This is a genomic window from Affinirhizobium capsici (assembly GCF_977018625.1).
In genome coordinates, this window is record NZ_CDRNXD010000004.1 from 700,675 (window position 1) to 717,293 (window position 16,619).

General features: G+C 60.0%; 26 protein-coding genes. 1 reads left to right on the forward strand and 25 read right to left on the reverse strand.

Going from position 1 to position 16,619, the window contains the following annotated elements:
• Positions 1 to 24: 24 nt before the first annotated feature.
• The 25 genes from AC0JZ1_RS06735 to AC0JZ1_RS06855 all read right to left on the reverse strand — a co-directional run bounded on the left by AC0JZ1_RS06735 (position 25) and on the right by AC0JZ1_RS06855 (position 15,669).
• Positions 25 to 162 (reverse strand): hypothetical protein, encoded by a 138-nt coding sequence (locus tag AC0JZ1_RS06735; protein WP_471881644.1) that lies wholly within the window; start codon positions 160 to 162, stop codon positions 25 to 27.
• Positions 162 to 629 (reverse strand): hypothetical protein, encoded by a 468-nt coding sequence (locus tag AC0JZ1_RS06740; protein ID WP_471881645.1) that lies wholly within the window; start codon positions 627 to 629, stop codon positions 162 to 164. Before AC0JZ1_RS06740 ends, AC0JZ1_RS06735 begins: the two co-directional genes overlap by 1 nt.
• Positions 626 to 991: a phage tail tube protein gene (locus tag AC0JZ1_RS06745; RefSeq protein WP_471881646.1), complete on the reverse strand. Its 366-nt coding sequence runs from the start codon at positions 989 to 991 to the stop codon at positions 626 to 628. Before AC0JZ1_RS06745 ends, AC0JZ1_RS06740 begins: the two co-directional genes overlap by 4 nt.
• Before the next feature lie 12 nt (positions 992 to 1,003).
• Positions 1,004 to 2,491, reverse strand: a complete 1,488-nt coding sequence (locus tag AC0JZ1_RS06750; protein ID WP_471881647.1) for a phage tail sheath subtilisin-like domain-containing protein — start codon at positions 2,489 to 2,491, stop codon at positions 1,004 to 1,006.
• Between the two features lie 2 nt (positions 2,492 to 2,493).
• A complete protein-coding gene (locus AC0JZ1_RS06755; RefSeq protein ID WP_471881648.1) occupies positions 2,494 to 2,712 on the reverse strand; it encodes a DUF2635 domain-containing protein in 219 nt (72 codons plus the stop codon).
• The gene (locus tag AC0JZ1_RS06760) at positions 2,709 to 3,296 is read right to left on the reverse strand and encodes a hypothetical protein (RefSeq protein WP_471883376.1); all 588 of its coding nucleotides are present in this window, start codon (positions 3,294 to 3,296) and stop codon (positions 2,709 to 2,711) included. Before AC0JZ1_RS06760 ends, AC0JZ1_RS06755 begins: the two co-directional genes overlap by 4 nt.
• Positions 3,296 to 3,730 (reverse strand): gp436 family protein, encoded by a 435-nt coding sequence (locus AC0JZ1_RS06765; RefSeq protein WP_471881649.1) that lies wholly within the window; start codon positions 3,728 to 3,730, stop codon positions 3,296 to 3,298. Before AC0JZ1_RS06765 ends, AC0JZ1_RS06760 begins: the two co-directional genes overlap by 1 nt.
• Before the next feature lie 30 nt (positions 3,731 to 3,760).
• Positions 3,761 to 4,195 carry a hypothetical protein gene (locus tag AC0JZ1_RS06770; RefSeq protein ID WP_471881650.1) on the reverse strand — a complete coding sequence of 145 codons (435 nt, stop codon included), beginning with the start codon at positions 4,193 to 4,195 and terminating at the stop codon, positions 3,761 to 3,763.
• A 127-nt stretch (positions 4,196 to 4,322) separates the two neighbouring features.
• On the reverse strand, positions 4,323 to 5,216 hold the full coding sequence (locus AC0JZ1_RS06775; RefSeq protein ID WP_471881651.1) for a Mu-like prophage major head subunit gpT family protein: 894 nt from the start codon (positions 5,214 to 5,216) through the stop codon (positions 4,323 to 4,325).
• 11 nt (positions 5,217 to 5,227) lie between these two features.
• Entirely contained in the window at positions 5,228 to 5,623 is a 396-nt protein-coding gene (locus AC0JZ1_RS06780; RefSeq protein WP_471881652.1) for a hypothetical protein, read from the reverse strand.
• Position 5,624: 1 nt separating this feature from the next.
• A complete protein-coding gene (locus AC0JZ1_RS06785) occupies positions 5,625 to 6,659 on the reverse strand; it encodes a phage protease (RefSeq protein ID WP_471881653.1) in 1,035 nt (344 codons plus the stop codon).
• Between the two features lie 63 nt (positions 6,660 to 6,722).
• Positions 6,723 to 7,226 (reverse strand): phage virion morphogenesis protein, encoded by a 504-nt coding sequence (locus AC0JZ1_RS06790; protein ID WP_471881654.1) that lies wholly within the window; start codon positions 7,224 to 7,226, stop codon positions 6,723 to 6,725.
• A gap of 105 nt (positions 7,227 to 7,331) precedes the next feature.
• Complete coding sequence (locus AC0JZ1_RS06795; protein WP_471881655.1) at positions 7,332 to 8,540, reverse strand: phage minor head protein; 1,209 nt, start codon at positions 8,538 to 8,540, stop codon at positions 7,332 to 7,334.
• Positions 8,537 to 10,105: a DUF935 domain-containing protein gene (locus AC0JZ1_RS06800; protein ID WP_471881656.1), complete on the reverse strand. Its 1,569-nt coding sequence runs from the start codon at positions 10,103 to 10,105 to the stop codon at positions 8,537 to 8,539. Before AC0JZ1_RS06800 ends, AC0JZ1_RS06795 begins: the two co-directional genes overlap by 4 nt.
• Positions 10,105 to 11,778, reverse strand: coding sequence for a hypothetical protein (locus tag AC0JZ1_RS06805; RefSeq protein WP_471881657.1), 1,674 nt, complete (start codon positions 11,776 to 11,778; stop codon positions 10,105 to 10,107). Before AC0JZ1_RS06805 ends, AC0JZ1_RS06800 begins: the two co-directional genes overlap by 1 nt.
• Positions 11,771 to 12,409 (reverse strand): phage protein Gp27 family protein, encoded by a 639-nt coding sequence (locus tag AC0JZ1_RS06810; RefSeq protein WP_471881658.1) that lies wholly within the window; start codon positions 12,407 to 12,409, stop codon positions 11,771 to 11,773. Before AC0JZ1_RS06810 ends, AC0JZ1_RS06805 begins: the two co-directional genes overlap by 8 nt.
• Positions 12,406 to 12,726 carry a VpaChn25_0724 family phage protein gene (locus AC0JZ1_RS06815; protein ID WP_471881659.1) on the reverse strand — a complete coding sequence of 107 codons (321 nt, stop codon included), beginning with the start codon at positions 12,724 to 12,726 and terminating at the stop codon, positions 12,406 to 12,408. The genes AC0JZ1_RS06810 and AC0JZ1_RS06815 overlap by 4 nt, the downstream gene beginning before the upstream one ends.
• A complete protein-coding gene (locus tag AC0JZ1_RS06820) occupies positions 12,723 to 13,058 on the reverse strand; it encodes a DUF2730 family protein (RefSeq protein ID WP_471881660.1) in 336 nt (111 codons plus the stop codon). The genes AC0JZ1_RS06815 and AC0JZ1_RS06820 overlap by 4 nt, the downstream gene beginning before the upstream one ends.
• Positions 13,055 to 13,270 (reverse strand): TraR/DksA C4-type zinc finger protein, encoded by a 216-nt coding sequence (locus AC0JZ1_RS06825; protein WP_471881661.1) that lies wholly within the window; start codon positions 13,268 to 13,270, stop codon positions 13,055 to 13,057. Before AC0JZ1_RS06825 ends, AC0JZ1_RS06820 begins: the two co-directional genes overlap by 4 nt.
• Positions 13,260 to 13,448 (reverse strand): hypothetical protein, encoded by a 189-nt coding sequence (locus AC0JZ1_RS06830; protein WP_471881662.1) that lies wholly within the window; start codon positions 13,446 to 13,448, stop codon positions 13,260 to 13,262. Before AC0JZ1_RS06830 ends, AC0JZ1_RS06825 begins: the two co-directional genes overlap by 11 nt.
• A 13-nt stretch (positions 13,449 to 13,461) precedes the next feature.
• Positions 13,462 to 13,827: a hypothetical protein gene (locus tag AC0JZ1_RS06835; protein WP_471881663.1), complete on the reverse strand. Its 366-nt coding sequence runs from the start codon at positions 13,825 to 13,827 to the stop codon at positions 13,462 to 13,464.
• Complete coding sequence (locus AC0JZ1_RS06840; RefSeq protein WP_471881664.1) at positions 13,824 to 14,075, reverse strand: NAD(P)+ transhydrogenase beta chain; 252 nt, start codon at positions 14,073 to 14,075, stop codon at positions 13,824 to 13,826. The genes AC0JZ1_RS06835 and AC0JZ1_RS06840 overlap by 4 nt, the downstream gene beginning before the upstream one ends.
• A complete protein-coding gene (locus tag AC0JZ1_RS06845; protein WP_471881665.1) occupies positions 14,075 to 14,581 on the reverse strand; it encodes a M15 family metallopeptidase in 507 nt (168 codons plus the stop codon). Before AC0JZ1_RS06845 ends, AC0JZ1_RS06840 begins: the two co-directional genes overlap by 1 nt.
• 84 nt (positions 14,582 to 14,665) lie before the next feature.
• Entirely contained in the window at positions 14,666 to 15,037 is a 372-nt protein-coding gene (locus tag AC0JZ1_RS06850; protein ID WP_471881666.1) for a hypothetical protein, read from the reverse strand.
• Positions 15,034 to 15,669: a regulatory protein GemA gene (locus AC0JZ1_RS06855; RefSeq protein WP_471881667.1), complete on the reverse strand. Its 636-nt coding sequence runs from the start codon at positions 15,667 to 15,669 to the stop codon at positions 15,034 to 15,036. Before AC0JZ1_RS06855 ends, AC0JZ1_RS06850 begins: the two co-directional genes overlap by 4 nt.
• Before the next feature lie 71 nt (positions 15,670 to 15,740).
• Here AC0JZ1_RS06855 and AC0JZ1_RS06860 point away from each other — a divergent pair, with 71 nt between their 5' ends.
• Positions 15,741 to 16,541 carry a hypothetical protein gene (locus AC0JZ1_RS06860; protein ID WP_471881668.1) on the forward strand — a complete coding sequence of 267 codons (801 nt, stop codon included), beginning with the start codon at positions 15,741 to 15,743 and terminating at the stop codon, positions 16,539 to 16,541.
• Positions 16,542 to 16,619: the final 78 nt, after the last annotated feature.

Sequence of the window (16,619 nt, forward strand, 5' to 3'; positions counted from 1 at the left end):
GCCCGCCGAGGCGGGCATGAGATTTCAAGTCGACGAATTGAGGTCGGAAACTTCCTTGCGCCAGATCATGACGCAGTTCCACCAGAAGATCACGCGGCGGGCGTCGAAGCTGTCAATTTCGGCGGCGCTGAAGCCGGTTCCATCGGCCAGCGCCCCCAGCATTACCGGCCAGTTTTTTGGCCACTCGTCAAAAAATGGTTCAGCACCCGCCCGCCATCGGCAATGTCGGCGGCATCCATCTTGTCGAATAGCGCATTCATGACGGCCTGGTTGAGCTTGGTCGATTGCGCGAAGGCAACCACGCTCATCATCTCTTCACTGGCGGCGGAAATCGCCCGTTGGTCCGCACCCGTCAGCCGGTGGAAGGTCAGTTCCTTAAATTCGCGTTCCTTGACCTTGCCGTCTTTGCGGGTGTGGAGCGTGCGGGGGTAAAGCAGCGGCAAAGTGACAGTGCCATTGTCATTCTCAACCGCGCGTTTCGGCAGCTTGTCGAGAACAGAACCGTCCTCATCGATTATCTCGTCGGCGTGGTGGTTTCCGTCTTCGGAAATAATGCCGTCCGCTTTCGCGTTGGACACTTCTTCGATCAGGACATCTTCATCCAGATCGATTCTCGTTTCCCGCTTCATGCCAGGATCTCCTCTGCCGCACTGCCCATCCACTTTAGCTGGATCTTGCCACCTTCGCCGCCCGTGATGACCGGACGGTCACCTTCAAGGAAAGCATCGGCAATGACGAAGGTCTGGCCGGTATCGCAAACGACCTGCAACTCGCCTTCCGTCTCAAGGAAGATGTCTGTTGCCCGCTGGCCGCGTTCCAGATTGGTGGTGGCGTTCACTTCCGTGCCCTGAAACTCCTGGGCGCGGCCGACCTTGCGTCCATAGGTGACGCCGGTATTCTTCAAGCCGCCGAGGCGGATCGTGGCACCTTTTTCAACGGACATCGTGCGGCCACGCCAGACGATATCCACGATGCCGAGGACCTGTGTCATCGGTTAAACCTCCTAAACCTGAAATTCGAGAGCGCCCGCAAGCACCATCAGATTGCCGACGACGCGGATCTGCTGGCGGCTTTCAAGGCGATTGCGGTCATCGGTCGAACGCTGGAAAACGCTTTCCCTGACCGTGCGCGAGACATCTTCGATCCAGACCTTCTCGCCATAGAGCTTGCAGCGCGCCGCCCAGGAGGCATGCATGCGATCGGCTGTGACAACAGCCGTGCCCGGATCGGTGTCGTCGTCGCTGCGGCTGACAAAGGCCGCAACCGCTGCATCATCCACGAGCTTTGCGCGCGGATACATCAGCGACACGTAGAGCGCCCAGTCATAGCGGATACGCGAGAGTGTGACCGGCACCATGATGTCGAGCCAGGCGCGATCGGCGACACCAAGGTTACTTGTCTTGTAGGTCGTGATCATGCGGCTGATCGTCGTCGTGCCGTCCGACAAGTGCTCGAAAGTCGAGATCCCGCGATTGAGAAGCAGGTTCTTTTCCTCGTCCAGGAACTGATCGGCAGGTGCAGGTGCCTCGACCCCTGGCAGGACCAGCGAACGCAACTGGCGTGCCGGATCATTGGTGAGATGAAAGGCTGCAATACCCATGGCTGCGGCTGCAATTGCATAGGCAGGTGTGGGTGAGGACTTCAGGCCACCGCAGGTGAGGAACGGGCAATTCGTCAGGCTGCCGAAGGTGGAAAGCTCGCCGAACGTGCCGCGCTTGAAGACGAAGCCATGCGCGTCGAGCTTGGACATCGCCGTGTAGCGTGATGCAAGCCATGTCGCGAACTTCGGAACGTTGGTCGCATCAGCCCAGGGCATGACGATCTTGGTGATCCATGTATTGGTCAGAAGATCGAGAACCGGCTGGATGTCAGGATTGCCAGCACCTGCCGACATGGCCGCAACCGTGACGGTAAGACCCGAGGGAACCGGCTGCACCGCCGTATCGACACGAAGATCGATTTCGTTGCCGACCTCGCCACCATGGCGGGCCGTGCAGGTGACGACGCCCGCGGCTGCTGTCGCTGTCACTTCCATGTCCGGATCTGCGTTGATCGCAGCGGCAAGCTTGGTTGCCATGGCCGAGACGTTGTCGGCGGCAAGTGCGGTGAAGCGCACCGGCCGTCCGCCGATCTTGAAGCGCAGGACCGCAGCCGAGACGACAGCACCAACGAAGGTGAAAGAGCCGGTTGCCTTGACTGCGCCGCCGGCATCGGCAAGGGCGGTGACGAACAAGGGCGTGGTGCGGTTGGCATCACGGAAGGCCTTCACCATCTTTGCGCCAATCGAGCCGCGGCCGAAAAGGGCAATACCTTCATCGGCGCGGGTGATTTCCACGATAGCGCCGGGTGCAAGCGTGCCGGTTGCCAGCTTCTGCCCCGCGATCAGCGCCTTTTCCGGCCATGCGAAGACACCGGTGTTGCGATAGTTCGGCTTGACTTCGAGGAAGGTGCCGGGCTCCAGCCAGTCGTAAGGGATTTCATCGAAATCCATGGTCATTTGCCTCCTTTGGGCTTTTTGGCGTCGGCCGTGTCGGAGGCCGGTTCAATGGGGTCAGGTTGAAGGGCCGATGGTCGTTCGGCTGCAATCAGATCGCCATCTGCGATCCGGCGACGGACAAAGAGGCTGTCCTCGAGATCCATCCCCTCGCTCGGGAGAGGTGTGCCGTCTGGCAGATCCACGGTGCGGCCCTCTGCCGCTTTGAGAAAAGTCATGGGGTTGGCTCCTCGGGAAGTTCGTCCGTGACCGGGATTGCGTCGGGAGCCGGTTCGACCATCCAGTCGACGGCGAGCGCCCGAAAATCTTCCGGCGTGATGAGGTTGAGATTTGCGGGCGAGACGGCGCAAAGGATCTGGAAATCCACCTGGGCGATCACAACGTCGTCGTCGCTCCAGCCATCGGCGATCACGCTGTTTGCCCCAGTGACCTCGACGTGGCCGGTCATCGGGATCGTCCAGCCGTGCAGCAGCGCCACCGAGACATCAATCATGGCATCCAGGCCAAGGCCTCTCGCATCGCCTTTGAAACGGGTTTGAAGACCGTTCGAAGCCTTGAAAATGAGGATGAGCCGCCAGAGCATATAGCCCTTCAAAAGCCGCCCGCTGTCACTGGCCGCGCGAAAGCCCACCCATGCGAGACCGATGAAAGGTGAGAGCTGCGAGAGCCTTCCGAACTCCTTCACCGTCATCACCTGGGGCACGCGCTCAATGGCGAAGGTCTTTTCGGGAAAGGCGAGCCGCAGGCGTTCCGTCAGCATCGGCTCCATCTTGCGGATGTTGGTGTACTGGATATCGAGCATCAAAAGCCCCTCAGACTATCGAGCGACATGATGCGCGGGCGGTCGGACATGCGCGGGCCGGAACCAACGGCCGGGCCGGAGGGGAGCGCTGCGGGCACATCGAGATTGATCAGTTCCTTCGAGATGTTTTCAAGCCAGGTGATCGTTTCCTTGCGCGCCTTGCTCATCTCCTCGGACGGTTCCATGTGTTCGCCCTGGGCGAGCTCGTAGCGGGCAAGCACGCAGGCAGCGCGGACGATCTCGGCGGGCGGGCTGGCGATCGGCACGAGGTAACGTCCGCGGATATAGCCGTCGATCACGCCGGAAATGTCGCTCAAGGCCCGCTCTATCTTTTCCGCATCGACGGTATCCGCCTGGCGATCTTCGGGGCGGGAGAGCCGGATCATGTGCGTCTCGCCGAAGCGGGCAATCATGTCGGTAACGGTGGCGTACATGGCTCGAATCTTCCGGCGTGTCTGTCGGGGTTACTTCTTGGCTGGCTGCTTTTCGGCTGCTTTCTCAAGCGTCGCGACCTTGGCTTCCAGCGTCTTGACCTTCTCCTGCTCGGCACTCAGTGCCTTGTCCGCCGTATCGATCGCGTTGTCATGTTCCGCCTTCAGTGCAGAGGTTCGATCGGCCACCGCATCGCTCACGGCCTGGTCGAAAGATTTGGCGAACTCATCAACCTTGGCCTGGACGCGGGCATCAACTTCCGCCTTCACGCGGGCCTCAAAATCGTCGGCTGTCTGCGTGTTTTCGTTTTCATCTGCCTCGCGAACGGTGAAGTTCGGGTCAGAGCGGAAGGCGGCGATCTGCGCCTCGCTCCATTGGCCTTGGTCGTAGAAGGCGGTTGCCGGGTGAGCGATCCCGTTGCGGCGCATGCCAGGCGAGGTGCAGATGATCTGGATTTTCTTCGACATCGTGTTCTCTTTCTTGCGGGCTTCTGGAAAGAGGCTCGGACTGGAGCCGCTTTCTGAAAGCCCGCCGCCAGTGGGAGGAGGAGACCGGCGGCGGGTTGGGGCATTGCTGCCCCCTCCGGAGTTCTGGTTAGGCGAGGTAGGGAACCTTCACGACGGAGACCATTTTCGCCATGACGTTGGTTTCGCCGCCATTGGTCAGTTCGGCTTCCACCAGCTTGCGGGCCGTGACTTCCAACGCTGGCGGCACGAGCAGCTTCTTGGCGGAAATGTTCAGCACCTGACCGGAGCGGCGGCGGATGGTGCTCATGGCGGTCAGCGCCGTCGTCAGGTTGGCTTCGTTCAGCGTGGCCTTCGATTTGTAGGCGGTCTGCCAGAGGCCTAGGCCCGCATTCGAGCGGCCATCCACGCCCCAGATGAACTTGCCCTGGAAGAAGACGTTCGGATCGTCGGGGCTTTGCAGCGGTGTCAGCGTGAAGGGCTTGCGCGTCTGGTAGACCAGCGGTTTCAGCACCTGGGCGTCATCGACCAGATACCAGGCCGGACCCGGTCCATCCTGAAAATTGGCAACCGAGATCTGATTGCCCTGCTCATTGTAGCCGGGATGGTCGGTGTCGAAGAAATACTGGCCATCGTAGCATTTGAGCGTTTCGCCGTTCTTGAACAGCGGCCAGCAGAGGAGATCCGGGAACTCGGCTGCATCCTGTCCCATCTGGCCAGCCACCGGCGTGAAGATGCCAAGCTGATCATCTTCGATCTGTTCGCGCTTGATGGCGATTGTCTTCTCAAACGTCTTGTTGCGGATGACATAGGTCTGCGCACCAAGGTCATGAACGACGCGGTCGCCAAGCCATTCGCGAAAACCCGGAAGATCGTCCAGGCGCGGGTATTCGTTCATGGCCGTGGTGGAAGGAACGGTCATGGCGACGGTCTGATAGAGCGACTGGACAGAGCCAAAGCGCTGATTGAAGGCCGTAGACAGGCCGGTATAGATGGCGCGCAGCGTGCTGGCGTTGATATCCATGGATCAGATCCTCAGAGGGTTTTGAGCCAGACGCCGTCCGCGTCGATGGCGTCGATGGTGCCAAGCGCCAGAAGCGAACCGGCGGTCAGCGTGAACGTGTCGTCGGCCGAGGCGTAGACGGTGGCACCGATGTTGGCGCCGGTTGCACCGGCAAGCGGGATCAGGCGCACATCCTTCTCGACCGTCACCGACAGATCGCCGGTCGCGCCGCCCGAATTGTCGGCGCGCTCCTCGGCAAAGCCGATCAGCTTGACGGCAGAGGCATGACCGGCAGGCACGGCTTCTCTATTGGCGGTGATGCCGACCGCAGCACCGCCAAAGATCTTCTGTCCGCCCAAGACAGAATAGGCGTAGCGACGGCCAAGGCCGGGTTTCTTGCGCGCACGAATGTCGTCAGTTGCAGCCATGTCAGTTGCCCTTTCCGTGAAGTGCCTTGGACCGCTCGGAAAAGGTCTTCTCGTCCACGCCCATCATGGCCGCGACCTGACGATCTTCCTCCGACAGTGCGCCATCGCCTTCAGTCTGACGGTGGCCACCAAGACCGCCCGCGTTGAGCGATGGCATGAGCTTGATCTCGGCTTCGACCTCTTCCGGGTTCTTCATGTGCCGGGCAATCATGTGATCTTTGAGCGCGGGCACGATCTTGCCGCCCTGGATCGCAGCCTCGATGGCGGTGGTTGCCTTATCCTTCGCCGTCTGGGTGGCAAGGGTTGCCAGTTGGCTTTGCAAGGAAGTGACCTGCTGAAGAAGGTCGGCATTCTCAGCCTCGGATGGCGCGGGCTTGGTTTTGGCCTGAAGCGCCGTCACCAGTGCGTCGCCGGTCGCATCAGCTGCCACGCCGACAGTGGTGCGGATCTTGCCCATCAATGCGGTCTGTGCCTGATGGGCGGAATGCATGGTCGAGACGGCGCTGAGGACTTCGGCCTCGGTCGCGGTCTCGGGAAGGCCAAGCGCCTTCCGGAGCTGTTCGAGCATATCGCTCTCCTGTTGGTGGTGGAGGGAAGTCAGAAAATCGAGATTGGGATCATTGGTGAGCGCCACGCGCAGCACCTTGCCGATGCGGTACGGCTTTGCCGCCGAGTGCATGAAAACCGGCGAGAGGTAGCCATAGGATTTGCCCTTCACGAGGCTTTCGCCTTCAGTCGTCCATTCGACGCGGCCATAGAGACCGTCGCCGCGCGCCTGCAATTCCACGATCCAGCCCCGCGCAGGCGAAGGATGGCCGGACTTGCCCGCCAGATCGATCGAATGGTTTTCATCGACCGGAAGTTTGCGGCCTTCGGAATTGAAGGTGGCAATCAGCGCCGCCAGATCCGGGGCGGCATATGGCCCGCGACCGTCCACGCCCTTGAACTCAGAGGACGGCAGAAGGTGCAGCCATTCCGGCACCTGGCCGTCAGCGGAATGAAGAGCAATGAGGAGGGCGTTGATGATCTTTGGCATGGCCGGAAAGTGCCATGCGGGCGCGTTTCATATCATGCCCGCCTTGGCGGGCATGAAGCCGGATCATCGCGGGAGATAGCGCTCGACGAAGGAAAACACGATCTCGGCGACCGACGCTTCGTCTTGCACAGATATACCGAGGAAGGGGCGCGGCGGCAAGGTGACGCTCTTTGCCTTGACCAGATCTCCGCCGATGAAGAAGACGAGCGCGGAGGCATCCTTCGGGCGAATGGTGGCACCCTCTTGGTGGACGCGGGCGTAAATCACATTCGTGCCGACGCGAACCTCATCCTGCCCGGCTTTTGCATTGATGCTGTCGCGCAGCCGTCCGCTTTCGGTGAGGATGCGGCTGTTGCGCTTGGTGGCCGCATAGGACCGGTTCAATGCCATCCAGGCATTGCCGTCGGGATCTTTTTGCGACACGAACCGCATATGTGTGGAGGCGACCAGTTCGGTTCCGATCGCGGCCATGACGGGCCGCGTGTCGCCCATGCGGAAGGCGAGTGTGCGGAACGCTTCGCGCACTGCCTTATCCTGAACTGTCACAGAAATGGAAACGCCGCTCATATTTGCCTTTCCGCGAAGTTGCGCTATGATTGCAGTCAGACGCGCCGACCAGGAAGGACCGCCTTCAGGCGGATTGGGATTTGCATTTCCGGCTCCCCGGCGCGTCTATTTCCCAAACTCTCTGGCAACCTGGTTGATGTTGGTGCGTCGAAGTGACGTGAGCCAGATCTCCTGGCGGTCTCCCTTGGTGACCGTTTTAATTGCTGCGCGGTAGAGAACGCCGTCATATTCTCCCACGAACGACCACCGTCCGGCCTTGTCTCGCATCAGCTTACCATGCTCGGTCAGCCACTTCGGTAATACGCCGTAGGCATCTGGTGTGGCGATCTCGTGCTTGACGTGACTGCGGATCGTATCGGCCGAAAGACGCACTTCCGTTCCTGTCGCCACTTCCAACGTCGAGGCCATTGTCTTGTCGGCCACGGCAACCGGCGTCCACGAGCCATCCGGCCATTTGCCTTTCAGCGCCGAATTGACGAAGGCGGCGATATTAGCCTCGGTTGCGGAAACCGCCTTCGGGCCGGGAGCCGTCTGCTTCAGCCAGGCCATGCCCGGATTGTAGGCAAAGCTTGGATCAACGCCGAGCGGCTGATCGGTGCCCAGCTGGTCGAGTTCCGGAGCCCGATCAGGCCCGCTTTTGCGCAGCCGCTTCAGCCTCGAGGCAGAGATCGGAATGACGAAGCAGCCACAGCCAAACCCGTTCGGCGGATAGGCCGTCACCCAGAATGGATCGTTGGCGGGATAGATCTTCTGGTCCCATGCCTTGTGCTGAAGGCGAGGGTGCAGCGCGCCCGAATGATTGTATTGCCAGTAGGGGAAGGTCGCGAGCGTGTCCGGCTCGGTCATCTGGGCATAGCGGCCCGCTGCATAGGCGGTGCGCAGATTGGTTTCAAAGATCGTCTTCGTCCGCCAGCCGCGTTCGCCCTTATAGGACCAGCCGTGTTTCTTGACGATCTGGTCGAAGCCCTTGCGGAACTCCTCTAGCGTCGTGCCTTGCGTCAGCGCCTTGTCGATCTCGGCGCGGAAATCGTCCACGATGGCCTTCGAGTTGGCACCGGCCACCATGAACATCTTCGAATGGGCCGCGTCCCACACGTCACGCCAACTTTCAGTCGGCGTAGAGACTTTGTCCCGAAAGAATGCTATAGCTTCATCAAATGGCAGGTCGAGCGCCGCTCCCGCCGAATTCATCCGAGCAATCAAAGTTGAGATCGATTTCGAAGCCGCTTCAAAGGCCACAGGCGCGTGTTTGCCCCTTAAGTGCGTCGATGTTACCTCAAGACAGGCAAAACGCGCCAGAGGGCCGTAATTCATGATCGGCCCTTGATGTCATCGATCAGCGCTGCCTGACCTGCCAGATGCGCCAAAGCCATGCCGCGTGCCATGGCCTCGGCCAGAGCATCGGGCGAAAGTTCCAGCTTTGCCAAACGGTCAGCAGCATCGCGAAGATCCGTTGCGTCAACCAGGGCTTTGCGGACATCATCGAGCATTCCATCCAGCGCTTCAGCGGCCTCCTCTTCAAGCCGCTCGGAGAGCGCTTCGACGTCATCCTTGCCGCCGGCCGCATGTGCAGAGGTGAACAGGCTGTTGAGCGCCGCCTTGGCCGAAGTGTCTCTTGGTGGCTCTGGCGCACGGCCGCCAATCAGGATGGAGCCAGGCTGCGGCGTCGGAATGCCGAGCCGGTCGCGCATATAGGTTTCTTCAGCAGTGAGGCCGTGCTTTGCCAGCTTGTCGAAGGCTTCCGCAAAAACGCCGAGCGGCACTTCATCAGGGCGGCCGACCATCAGCGTCGGATAGACCTCCTGAGGGCCGAAGTTGAAATCGATGATCAGCGGCACGAGCTGCTGCTGCAAGGTGTCGGTGACCATACCGGCATCGTCGGTTTCAATGTCTTCCTGGACGAGACGATGTTCCTGACTGACGGCATGACCACCGGAGACGGCATCCGTGGTCGTGGTCTGGCCGAGAACGAGCTTGGATGTCTGGCGGTCCAGCCAGTCGGCCCGGCGCTCGTACATGTCAGTCGAGCTGCTCTTCGATCCGACCTCGTGAAACTCAATCAACATTTCTCGTGGCACGATGGCGGCGCAATCACCGGCAATGCCGGAGACTGCCCGCCACAGCACATCCTTTTCGGCCTCGGTCGCACCGCGTCCGTATTTGCCGATGCGGATCGGCTGGCCGTAATTCTGGCAGAAGATCGCCCAGTCCTTCGTCGTGAAGCTCTTGAACATCCACGCCCAGAGCGCCACGCGTGCAATGCCGGAGCGGATGGTGAGGCCGGACTTCGACTTGTGCCGATGGATGACGAACTTGTGGGGAACGAGCGGAATACCCGCCACTCCGTCACGAAGCAGCACGGTTTCGCCATCGGCCCTGTCGAAGGTGAACCAGCGCTGCGGCCGCCAGATCAGTTGATGGGGCAGCATGTCGCCACCCTGGTATTTCCAGTCGATTTCGAGGATGGACAAGCCTTTGCCGATGGCGTCAAGCATATCGAAAAGCGAGGCGCGCAAGACGCGCTTGTCCACCCATCTTTGCAGAAGGGCGGCGTGCTTCTTATGCTCGGTGCTATCGGATGCGGGCTTTACCGTGATCGGCAGTTGCGACACCGAGCGTCGGCGGGTGGCAAGCACCGAGAGGTAATGCGGATCACGCTCCTCGATGTCTTCCGCCAGTTCGAAATAGGCTTCCGGTTCGCCTTCGGCTGCGGCGCGAAGAATGCGCGCCAGGCGCTGCGGCGTCATCCCATCGGCGGGATGGCCGGACACGACCTGGCGCACGCCACCCACCTGCGGCGTGGCGACCTCGTCCATGATCGGCGTGGCCAGCTTGCTTGTCTCAGCGCGGTTCAGGCTCTTGTTCTTCTTCTTGCCCATCAGAGCGATCCCCTCAGGTAAACATCCATGCTGCGGCCACGCCGGTCCTCGTCCAGCGGCGGGCCGCCATTATGGCCCATGGCGTTCGAAGCGGTCTTGCGGTTGGTCTGGTACTCGTATGCGATTGCATCCTGGCAGGAGGCAAACCACGCAAGCGCGCCTGCAGGTGCCGTGTCACCGTGCCGGTCATAGCCATCGACACCCTTGCTAGAATGTTCGTCCGGAACCTTGATGATGCCGTTCACGTAGGCGAGCGCCTGGTGGTCAGCCAGCACGTCGGCATCGAAGGGCAAGAGCAGACTCTTGTCCGTGAAAGCCTCGATATAGGCGGGCATGCTCAAGGCGTACCACTTGGCCGACAGCATCACTTCATGGATGCATTCGCCCCAGCGCTGGCGGGCCTTTTCCGCCAGATACTGACCGTTGCCACGCGCATCGAGCGCACCACCGGCAAGGCGGGGCAGGCCGTCACCGATAAAGAACAGGATGTCGCGCTGCTGATCGAAGGGAATGTTCTTCAGTTCCACGACGAGGCGCGCGCGGCGGATCAGATCGGAGCCGACTTCGAAGACAACGACGGCGGTCTTGTCGCCGGAACGGGCAAAGTCTTCCCCGAAGACGTGTTCGAGATCGGGATTGAGAGCCTTTAGAAGTGGTCTCAAAATGCCTTCACAGAACTCTTGAGCCTGTTCCTCGCGCTCGAAATCTTCCAAATTCTTGAATTCGTCGGGCCTATCCCAGCGCACCACGGCGGGCAGATCCCGGCTCATGCAGCTTTCGATCAGAACGCGGGTGAGTGCTGCACCTTCCGCCTCGGCCGGGATCGCATACAGCTCCTGCTTCATCTTGGCGGTGCGGCTGCCATAGGATTTGCGGATCTTTGCTTCCCAGGCTGCTTCTTTATCTGCCGTCCAGTCTTCGCCTTTGATCAGGCAGACGCGCTTGAACAGGCCATTGGTGACCGCATCACCGAAGGAATAGGTGTGAACCGCAAAGCCGTTCTTGCCTGCGCGGGCTTCCTTGATCAACTCGTTGAACGGGCTGTTGATGCCGTTGTGGGAGGAGATCACGCGGATGCGACCGCCCCAGATCAGCAAAGCGTTGACGGCATCCAGCACGTCGCGCACATCCCGGTGAAAGGCGGCTTCGTCGATAACTACAGTGCCCTGAAGGCCGCGGATGTTTTCTGGTCGTGACGAGAGGGCTTCGATGCGAAAGCCGGAGGCAAAGCGGATCACGTAGCTGGCAATTGCCCTGGTCGTGCCATCCTCTTTGACATCGAAGAAGATCCCGTCTTCGATCGTCAGCATTTCCTTGGCAACAACCTTGGCGAAATGGGCAGCGTAGCCGATGAACTCGCGGCCCTTCGGCTTGGTGTCGCCGATGTAGAAGACATTCTGCCCGCCTGCCGAACGCTTGGCCGCTGCAATCAGGGTGCAGTCCAGCGCCTCGGCAAAGGTAATGCCGGTGCGTCGGCCTTTCTCGCAAACCTTCAGGTCGCTCTCATCGGCCAGCCATGCCGATTGGTGCGCCATCAGAACGCCCTCCGCCAAGGGATCGAGATCGTCCGGGATCTCGCCACCACGCGGCAGTTCTGACGGAAGATCCTCGGGATTGCGCCCGAGGACCGGAGGATCGACCCATGCGCCCTGGGGAAGCGTCACTTCAGCCATCGGCCTCGTCCTTCTTCTTGGGACGAACGCCGAGGAACTCACGGCGTGCGCGCGCAATGGCTTGCCTGGAAATGCCGGGCTCATTCGAAAGCACATCAAGCGCCTTCTCGGCCTTCGCCCTCATGTCGGCTTCCACCTGGCGGGTGCGCTGTTCGGCTTCCAGCTTCAGGCGGCGGTTCGATGAGGAGATCTGTGCGGACGAGGCAGCGCGCAGCGCGTTCGCCAGTTCCATGGCACCCTTCGGCGAGATCCCGCCTTCACCGGCATCCTGAAGCACTTCGAAGATCAGCGTCTTGATGGCTTCCGCCGCAATCAGCGTCAGATCGTCAGAGCCTGCCGCGTCCATCCGTTCCGATAGGGTCGCAGCGATTTCGCGGGTTTGTTCCAAACGGCGCGAGACCATGGCGAGCCGCACGCTGTAGCGGTTGAAGGCCGAGAAAGACGGAATGTCAAAATCAATGCCTTGCTCGCCCTGAATGGCAATCAGCTTCTGTTTGAACTCGCCATAGATCTCGACCTGTGTGCGTGTGCGGTCGGCAAGCTCTTGAGCCGCCCAGCTGACGATCGGCTCGCACTCATCCGGCAACTGGTCAATGGCAGTCAGGCGACCGCGACCCTTGGCCATGGTCATTCTCCCGAAAGCGAAGGACGGGTTACGCCTTCAAGAACAAGCCCCTCGGCGCGGTCGATGTGCCGCTTGCCCGTCAGCGTCAAACTCGCGACCTTTACTGTGCCAGCGGTGACGACAGACACAGCGCCAAGGTTTGCCAGATAGTCGATTTGCTGATGCACCCAGGCGCGATCCTGCCGGATACCGAAAACCGGCAACACGATGTCCTGAAGGACGTTGCTCGCCAGCGTATCGTTTGATTGTTCCGAAAGTGCGCGAAGGATGATCAGGCGCGCGTCTTCGCGGATTTTCTTTGCGTAGTCGATGCCAAGGGTCATTTCTTCGCTTGCTCCACCAGAAGTTCGTTCATGCGCTCGGTCGTGGCGCGGATGGGTTTCAGCGTTTCGGCCATGGTGTCGAGGCGACCGCTCATCTTCTCGACGGCCAGTTCCAGCCGGTGCGCCATGTCACGATCGGGAAGGTGCTTCAGCTCGCCTTCGATCGCCTGCACGCGACGATCGTGATCGATCAGCTTGCTTTCGATCTTCGAAACGCGCTCATCGAGCTTCTTCTCGCCCTGGCTCATCATGGTGCGGATATGAGCAATCAGGTTGAGGACGGAGACGGCGAGCGCGACAAGGCCACCGGTTACGGCAAGATCGAATGTCATCTGAGTAAGGCTTCCTGTTCGGCGATCTCCTGACATTCCAGGCAACGCATGGCGGAGGGGCAGGCACGGCGACGTGCCAGTGAGATGGTCGCGCCGCATTCGCACTCGTCGCGGCCCTCTTGCTTCAGCGCGGCGCGTGCCGCATCGATCCTTGCCTGTCGTTCTTGCTCGACGCGCAACTCGCCGATTTCCCGGTCGAAATCACTGTACATGCGCGCCTCTGACGGCTGCGGCACGGCGGGTTTCGCAAACGCGCAGCGCACGCCGATCGGCACCCCAGAGCGGCGTTGCTTCGGCTTGGGTGAGGTCACGATCAGGAAGCGTGACGGGTGCGGCGCAGGGGTTCTTGGCTTCTGCCGGGATTTCCGGTGTCACGATAACGGTGCGCACGGTCGACTTCGGCTCACTGTCTGTTGAGCAGGCGGACACGATCGCGGCCAAGGCCACAAGCATCAGTGGTCGGCAATGCCGCATTGTCATTCTCCAACTGGAAAAATTGGGCCTCGACTGCCGCCACATGCGCGCGGGCGGCCTGATCGGTGGCCAGAGTATGTTTGAGGTTTTCGGCAATCTGCTTTTGAACCGCGGCTTCTGATTTCGAGATCTCGGCCTGCCAGTGCGCATCCCGTTCGCTGATGGCCGAGGCGCGCGCATCCGAGACCATGACCTCGACTGTGCGCAGGGCCAGCAATCCCAGCAGCGCAGCAAACCCCGTCATCACCGACAGAATGACCAGCGGCGTGGCCACTTTCTGAAACAACGCGATCATGGGTGGTCACCGTCCGGCTGATCGCGCGCCCGGTGGTTTGCTGCCCGGTAATCCAGCGAACCGAAGCCGCGATGGATGCCGAGAAGGGCGGCAATCAGCGCGACCATGCTCGGCACGGCGATCGTGCCGAACTCAACAGCCTGTCCATTGACTGCCGCGCCGATCGCAAGCGCAAGGATCACCGCCCAGGCCATGCCGAGCGAGATCCAGAGCGTTTGCTTCGAGGTGGTGTAAGAGGGCTTTTGCATCAGACAACAGCCGCCTGAAAATGCATGCCGTCACGCCGCTGGACCGACCAGCGCCCGCCCCAGATCCAGCCTTCAGCCTCAAAAGCTGCAACCACACGCGGGTCCATGGCGGGTGTCGGATCGCCAAGGCCATTGTGGTCCGGATCGAAATCGACGGCGCAGCCATAGGCATGCATGGAAAGGCGGGCGATGCCGCGCATCTGCCGCCAGTTATAGCCGCCGCCGATCAGATGCAGATTGGCAGCTTCAATAGCCTTCTGGTCCCTCCCGAAATCCTCCCAGATCCGGTTCAGGATGCGGGAGAGGCTTTCAGCAACGAGGCGGTGAACCCGGAAGGATTTGAGCTTGAGGGACTTATCCCAGGCGGCAACCGCCTTCCACGGGATTGCGACAAGAACGAGGTTCGCCCGTTCCCACGCCGGATCGGGTCCGGCAACGCCTTTCGAGGTGCGGATATTGCGGCCGAAGAACTGTTCGGCGTTCGACTGAGCGGGCCAGCTCGACATAAAAAAGCTCCAGCGCGAGTTGCGATCTGGAGCGAAAATGCCTGTTTTGGTTTCAGCTTATCATGCCGCCCAAGGACGGTATCATCAGAACATCTCGATTTGTCGGGGATCTTTGCGGGTCTTTTTGTCGACCAGCTTTTTCGAACGCGCCCGCTGAAGGAGGCGGTCGATCCCGCCTTCGGTCAGACCGAGATGCCGGGCAATCTCGCGGTTCGTTGCACCTGCCTTGTGGTATCGGATGGCGCGAAACTCTCTGGCGAGTGGTACCCGTACATAGCCGCCCGCAAACATTTTGGAAAGACGGTGTGCCGCATCGTCGCCAATGGTTGACGGTAACTCGGATCGGCCCGGATCTGCCGGAACATAAAGGCGCATCCCAGCATGGGCTTCCACAAGGCGGAAGAAGCCGTCTTCGCCGAGCGTATCCAGCAGTTCCCGGGTCAGATCCTCGCTCATGGCTTCGCCTTGCGGATCTCTCGGCCGAGATCGTTCATGACGATCTGCCACTGGCTGGCGGCCACGCTCGCCAGATAGATGGTCTGCTCGCCTAGCAAGCGGCTCACGCGCTGGTCGAACCCTTGGCAGGCGATGAAATCCGCCTCTGGGTGCAGGATCTTCCACTGCGCCCAGGCAATCTTTGCGCCGTCCTTGGCAAGCCAGTCGTAACCGTTGGTGTTGCCAAACATCACGCCAGTTTCGCGCCGCAGCCAGCCTTTGAGGGCTTCAACTGCGGCTCGTGCATCATCCGCGTAATGAAGAAAGCGCGTGTGGTCGATGCCTGTCTGCCGCTTTACGAAGGCGAGCAAGGCCGCATCACGCCGGTCGCGAACCACACCGAGATTGTAACCGGCGATCCAGAGTGCCTGAAGCTTCTTGGCGTATTTGCCCTGAAGGAGCTTTTTTGAAGGCTTCGAAGTGGGTTCGAAGCCTTCGCTACAAAACACCGTCAGCACCTTCTGCCGCTCGGCCTCGGTCATGTCTTTGGCTGATGATTTGCCGGTGATGTTGGCGAGCTTTGCGCGGTACGTGTTCTCATCCAGGCCAAGCATCTTTTTTGCTATGTGGAGAGTCGTAAGCGATGAGGTCATGCCACTTTACCTCTCACGAGGGTTGCGCCATCAATCCGTGAGAGCAACAAGCGAGAAGAAGGGGCTAATGAATGAGCAAAGATGAGTGGCAGCCAAGTCCCCTCACCATAGTAGCTACTGTGTTTTTCATGGCTGTTTTGATCGTGGTGTTTATAGCCTTCGAACCTACACGAAATCTGCTGTGTGAGAGATATAGACCTCAAGGATTGAGTGGGGTGATCGAAACATGGCTCGGCAGTAGTGGTAGTTGCTCGCAAGATTTCTTTTATGATTATCAGACGTTGGTGACCGGCGTGCTTGCCGTGCTTGCCGCAGGGGTTACAGTGGGAGTCATGATCCGAACTGATCAAAGAGCGCAACAGCGCCATGAGCAGTTGATAGATCTGACATTGGGCGCGGATACTCTCAGAGTGGAACGACTGCTTCGGATCTGGGGAGGTGAGTTGTCGAAGCTTCCGGAGGATGCCGATTTGGCTATTAAGGAAGCCGAAGAACACCGTGATAACCCCAGCAATGGTATATACGATCCCGAAGCACGTGGCTCTGTTCCAGCGCGGATCAGTCGGATCATCAACGAGCCCGTGTTCGGACAGACAAGTGACCTTTTTAGCGCAGAATTGACTCTTGCTATCGCGAGCATGAGAGAGTCGCTGGGAACCATAAGTGGCGCTTCGATGAGCATGAAACGCTGGACCACATTTGAACAGGACGGACAAGAAAAGGAGCCGATCTCTGCGATCTGCGAATCCCTTGTTCAATTGCGTACTTGCCTTCGGAAGGCCAATGTGGAACTTGAGCAGATGGCTAAAGCTTACAAACTGCCTAGCCCTAGCAAAATGTTTGAGCTGGAGCTCAAAGAGGCGGGTGACTAATTGGTGACTTGCGGAAAACTGATCGCGAAATAACACGCGAGCCACACTCGCATGCTTACATACTACAGTGATCGTGAA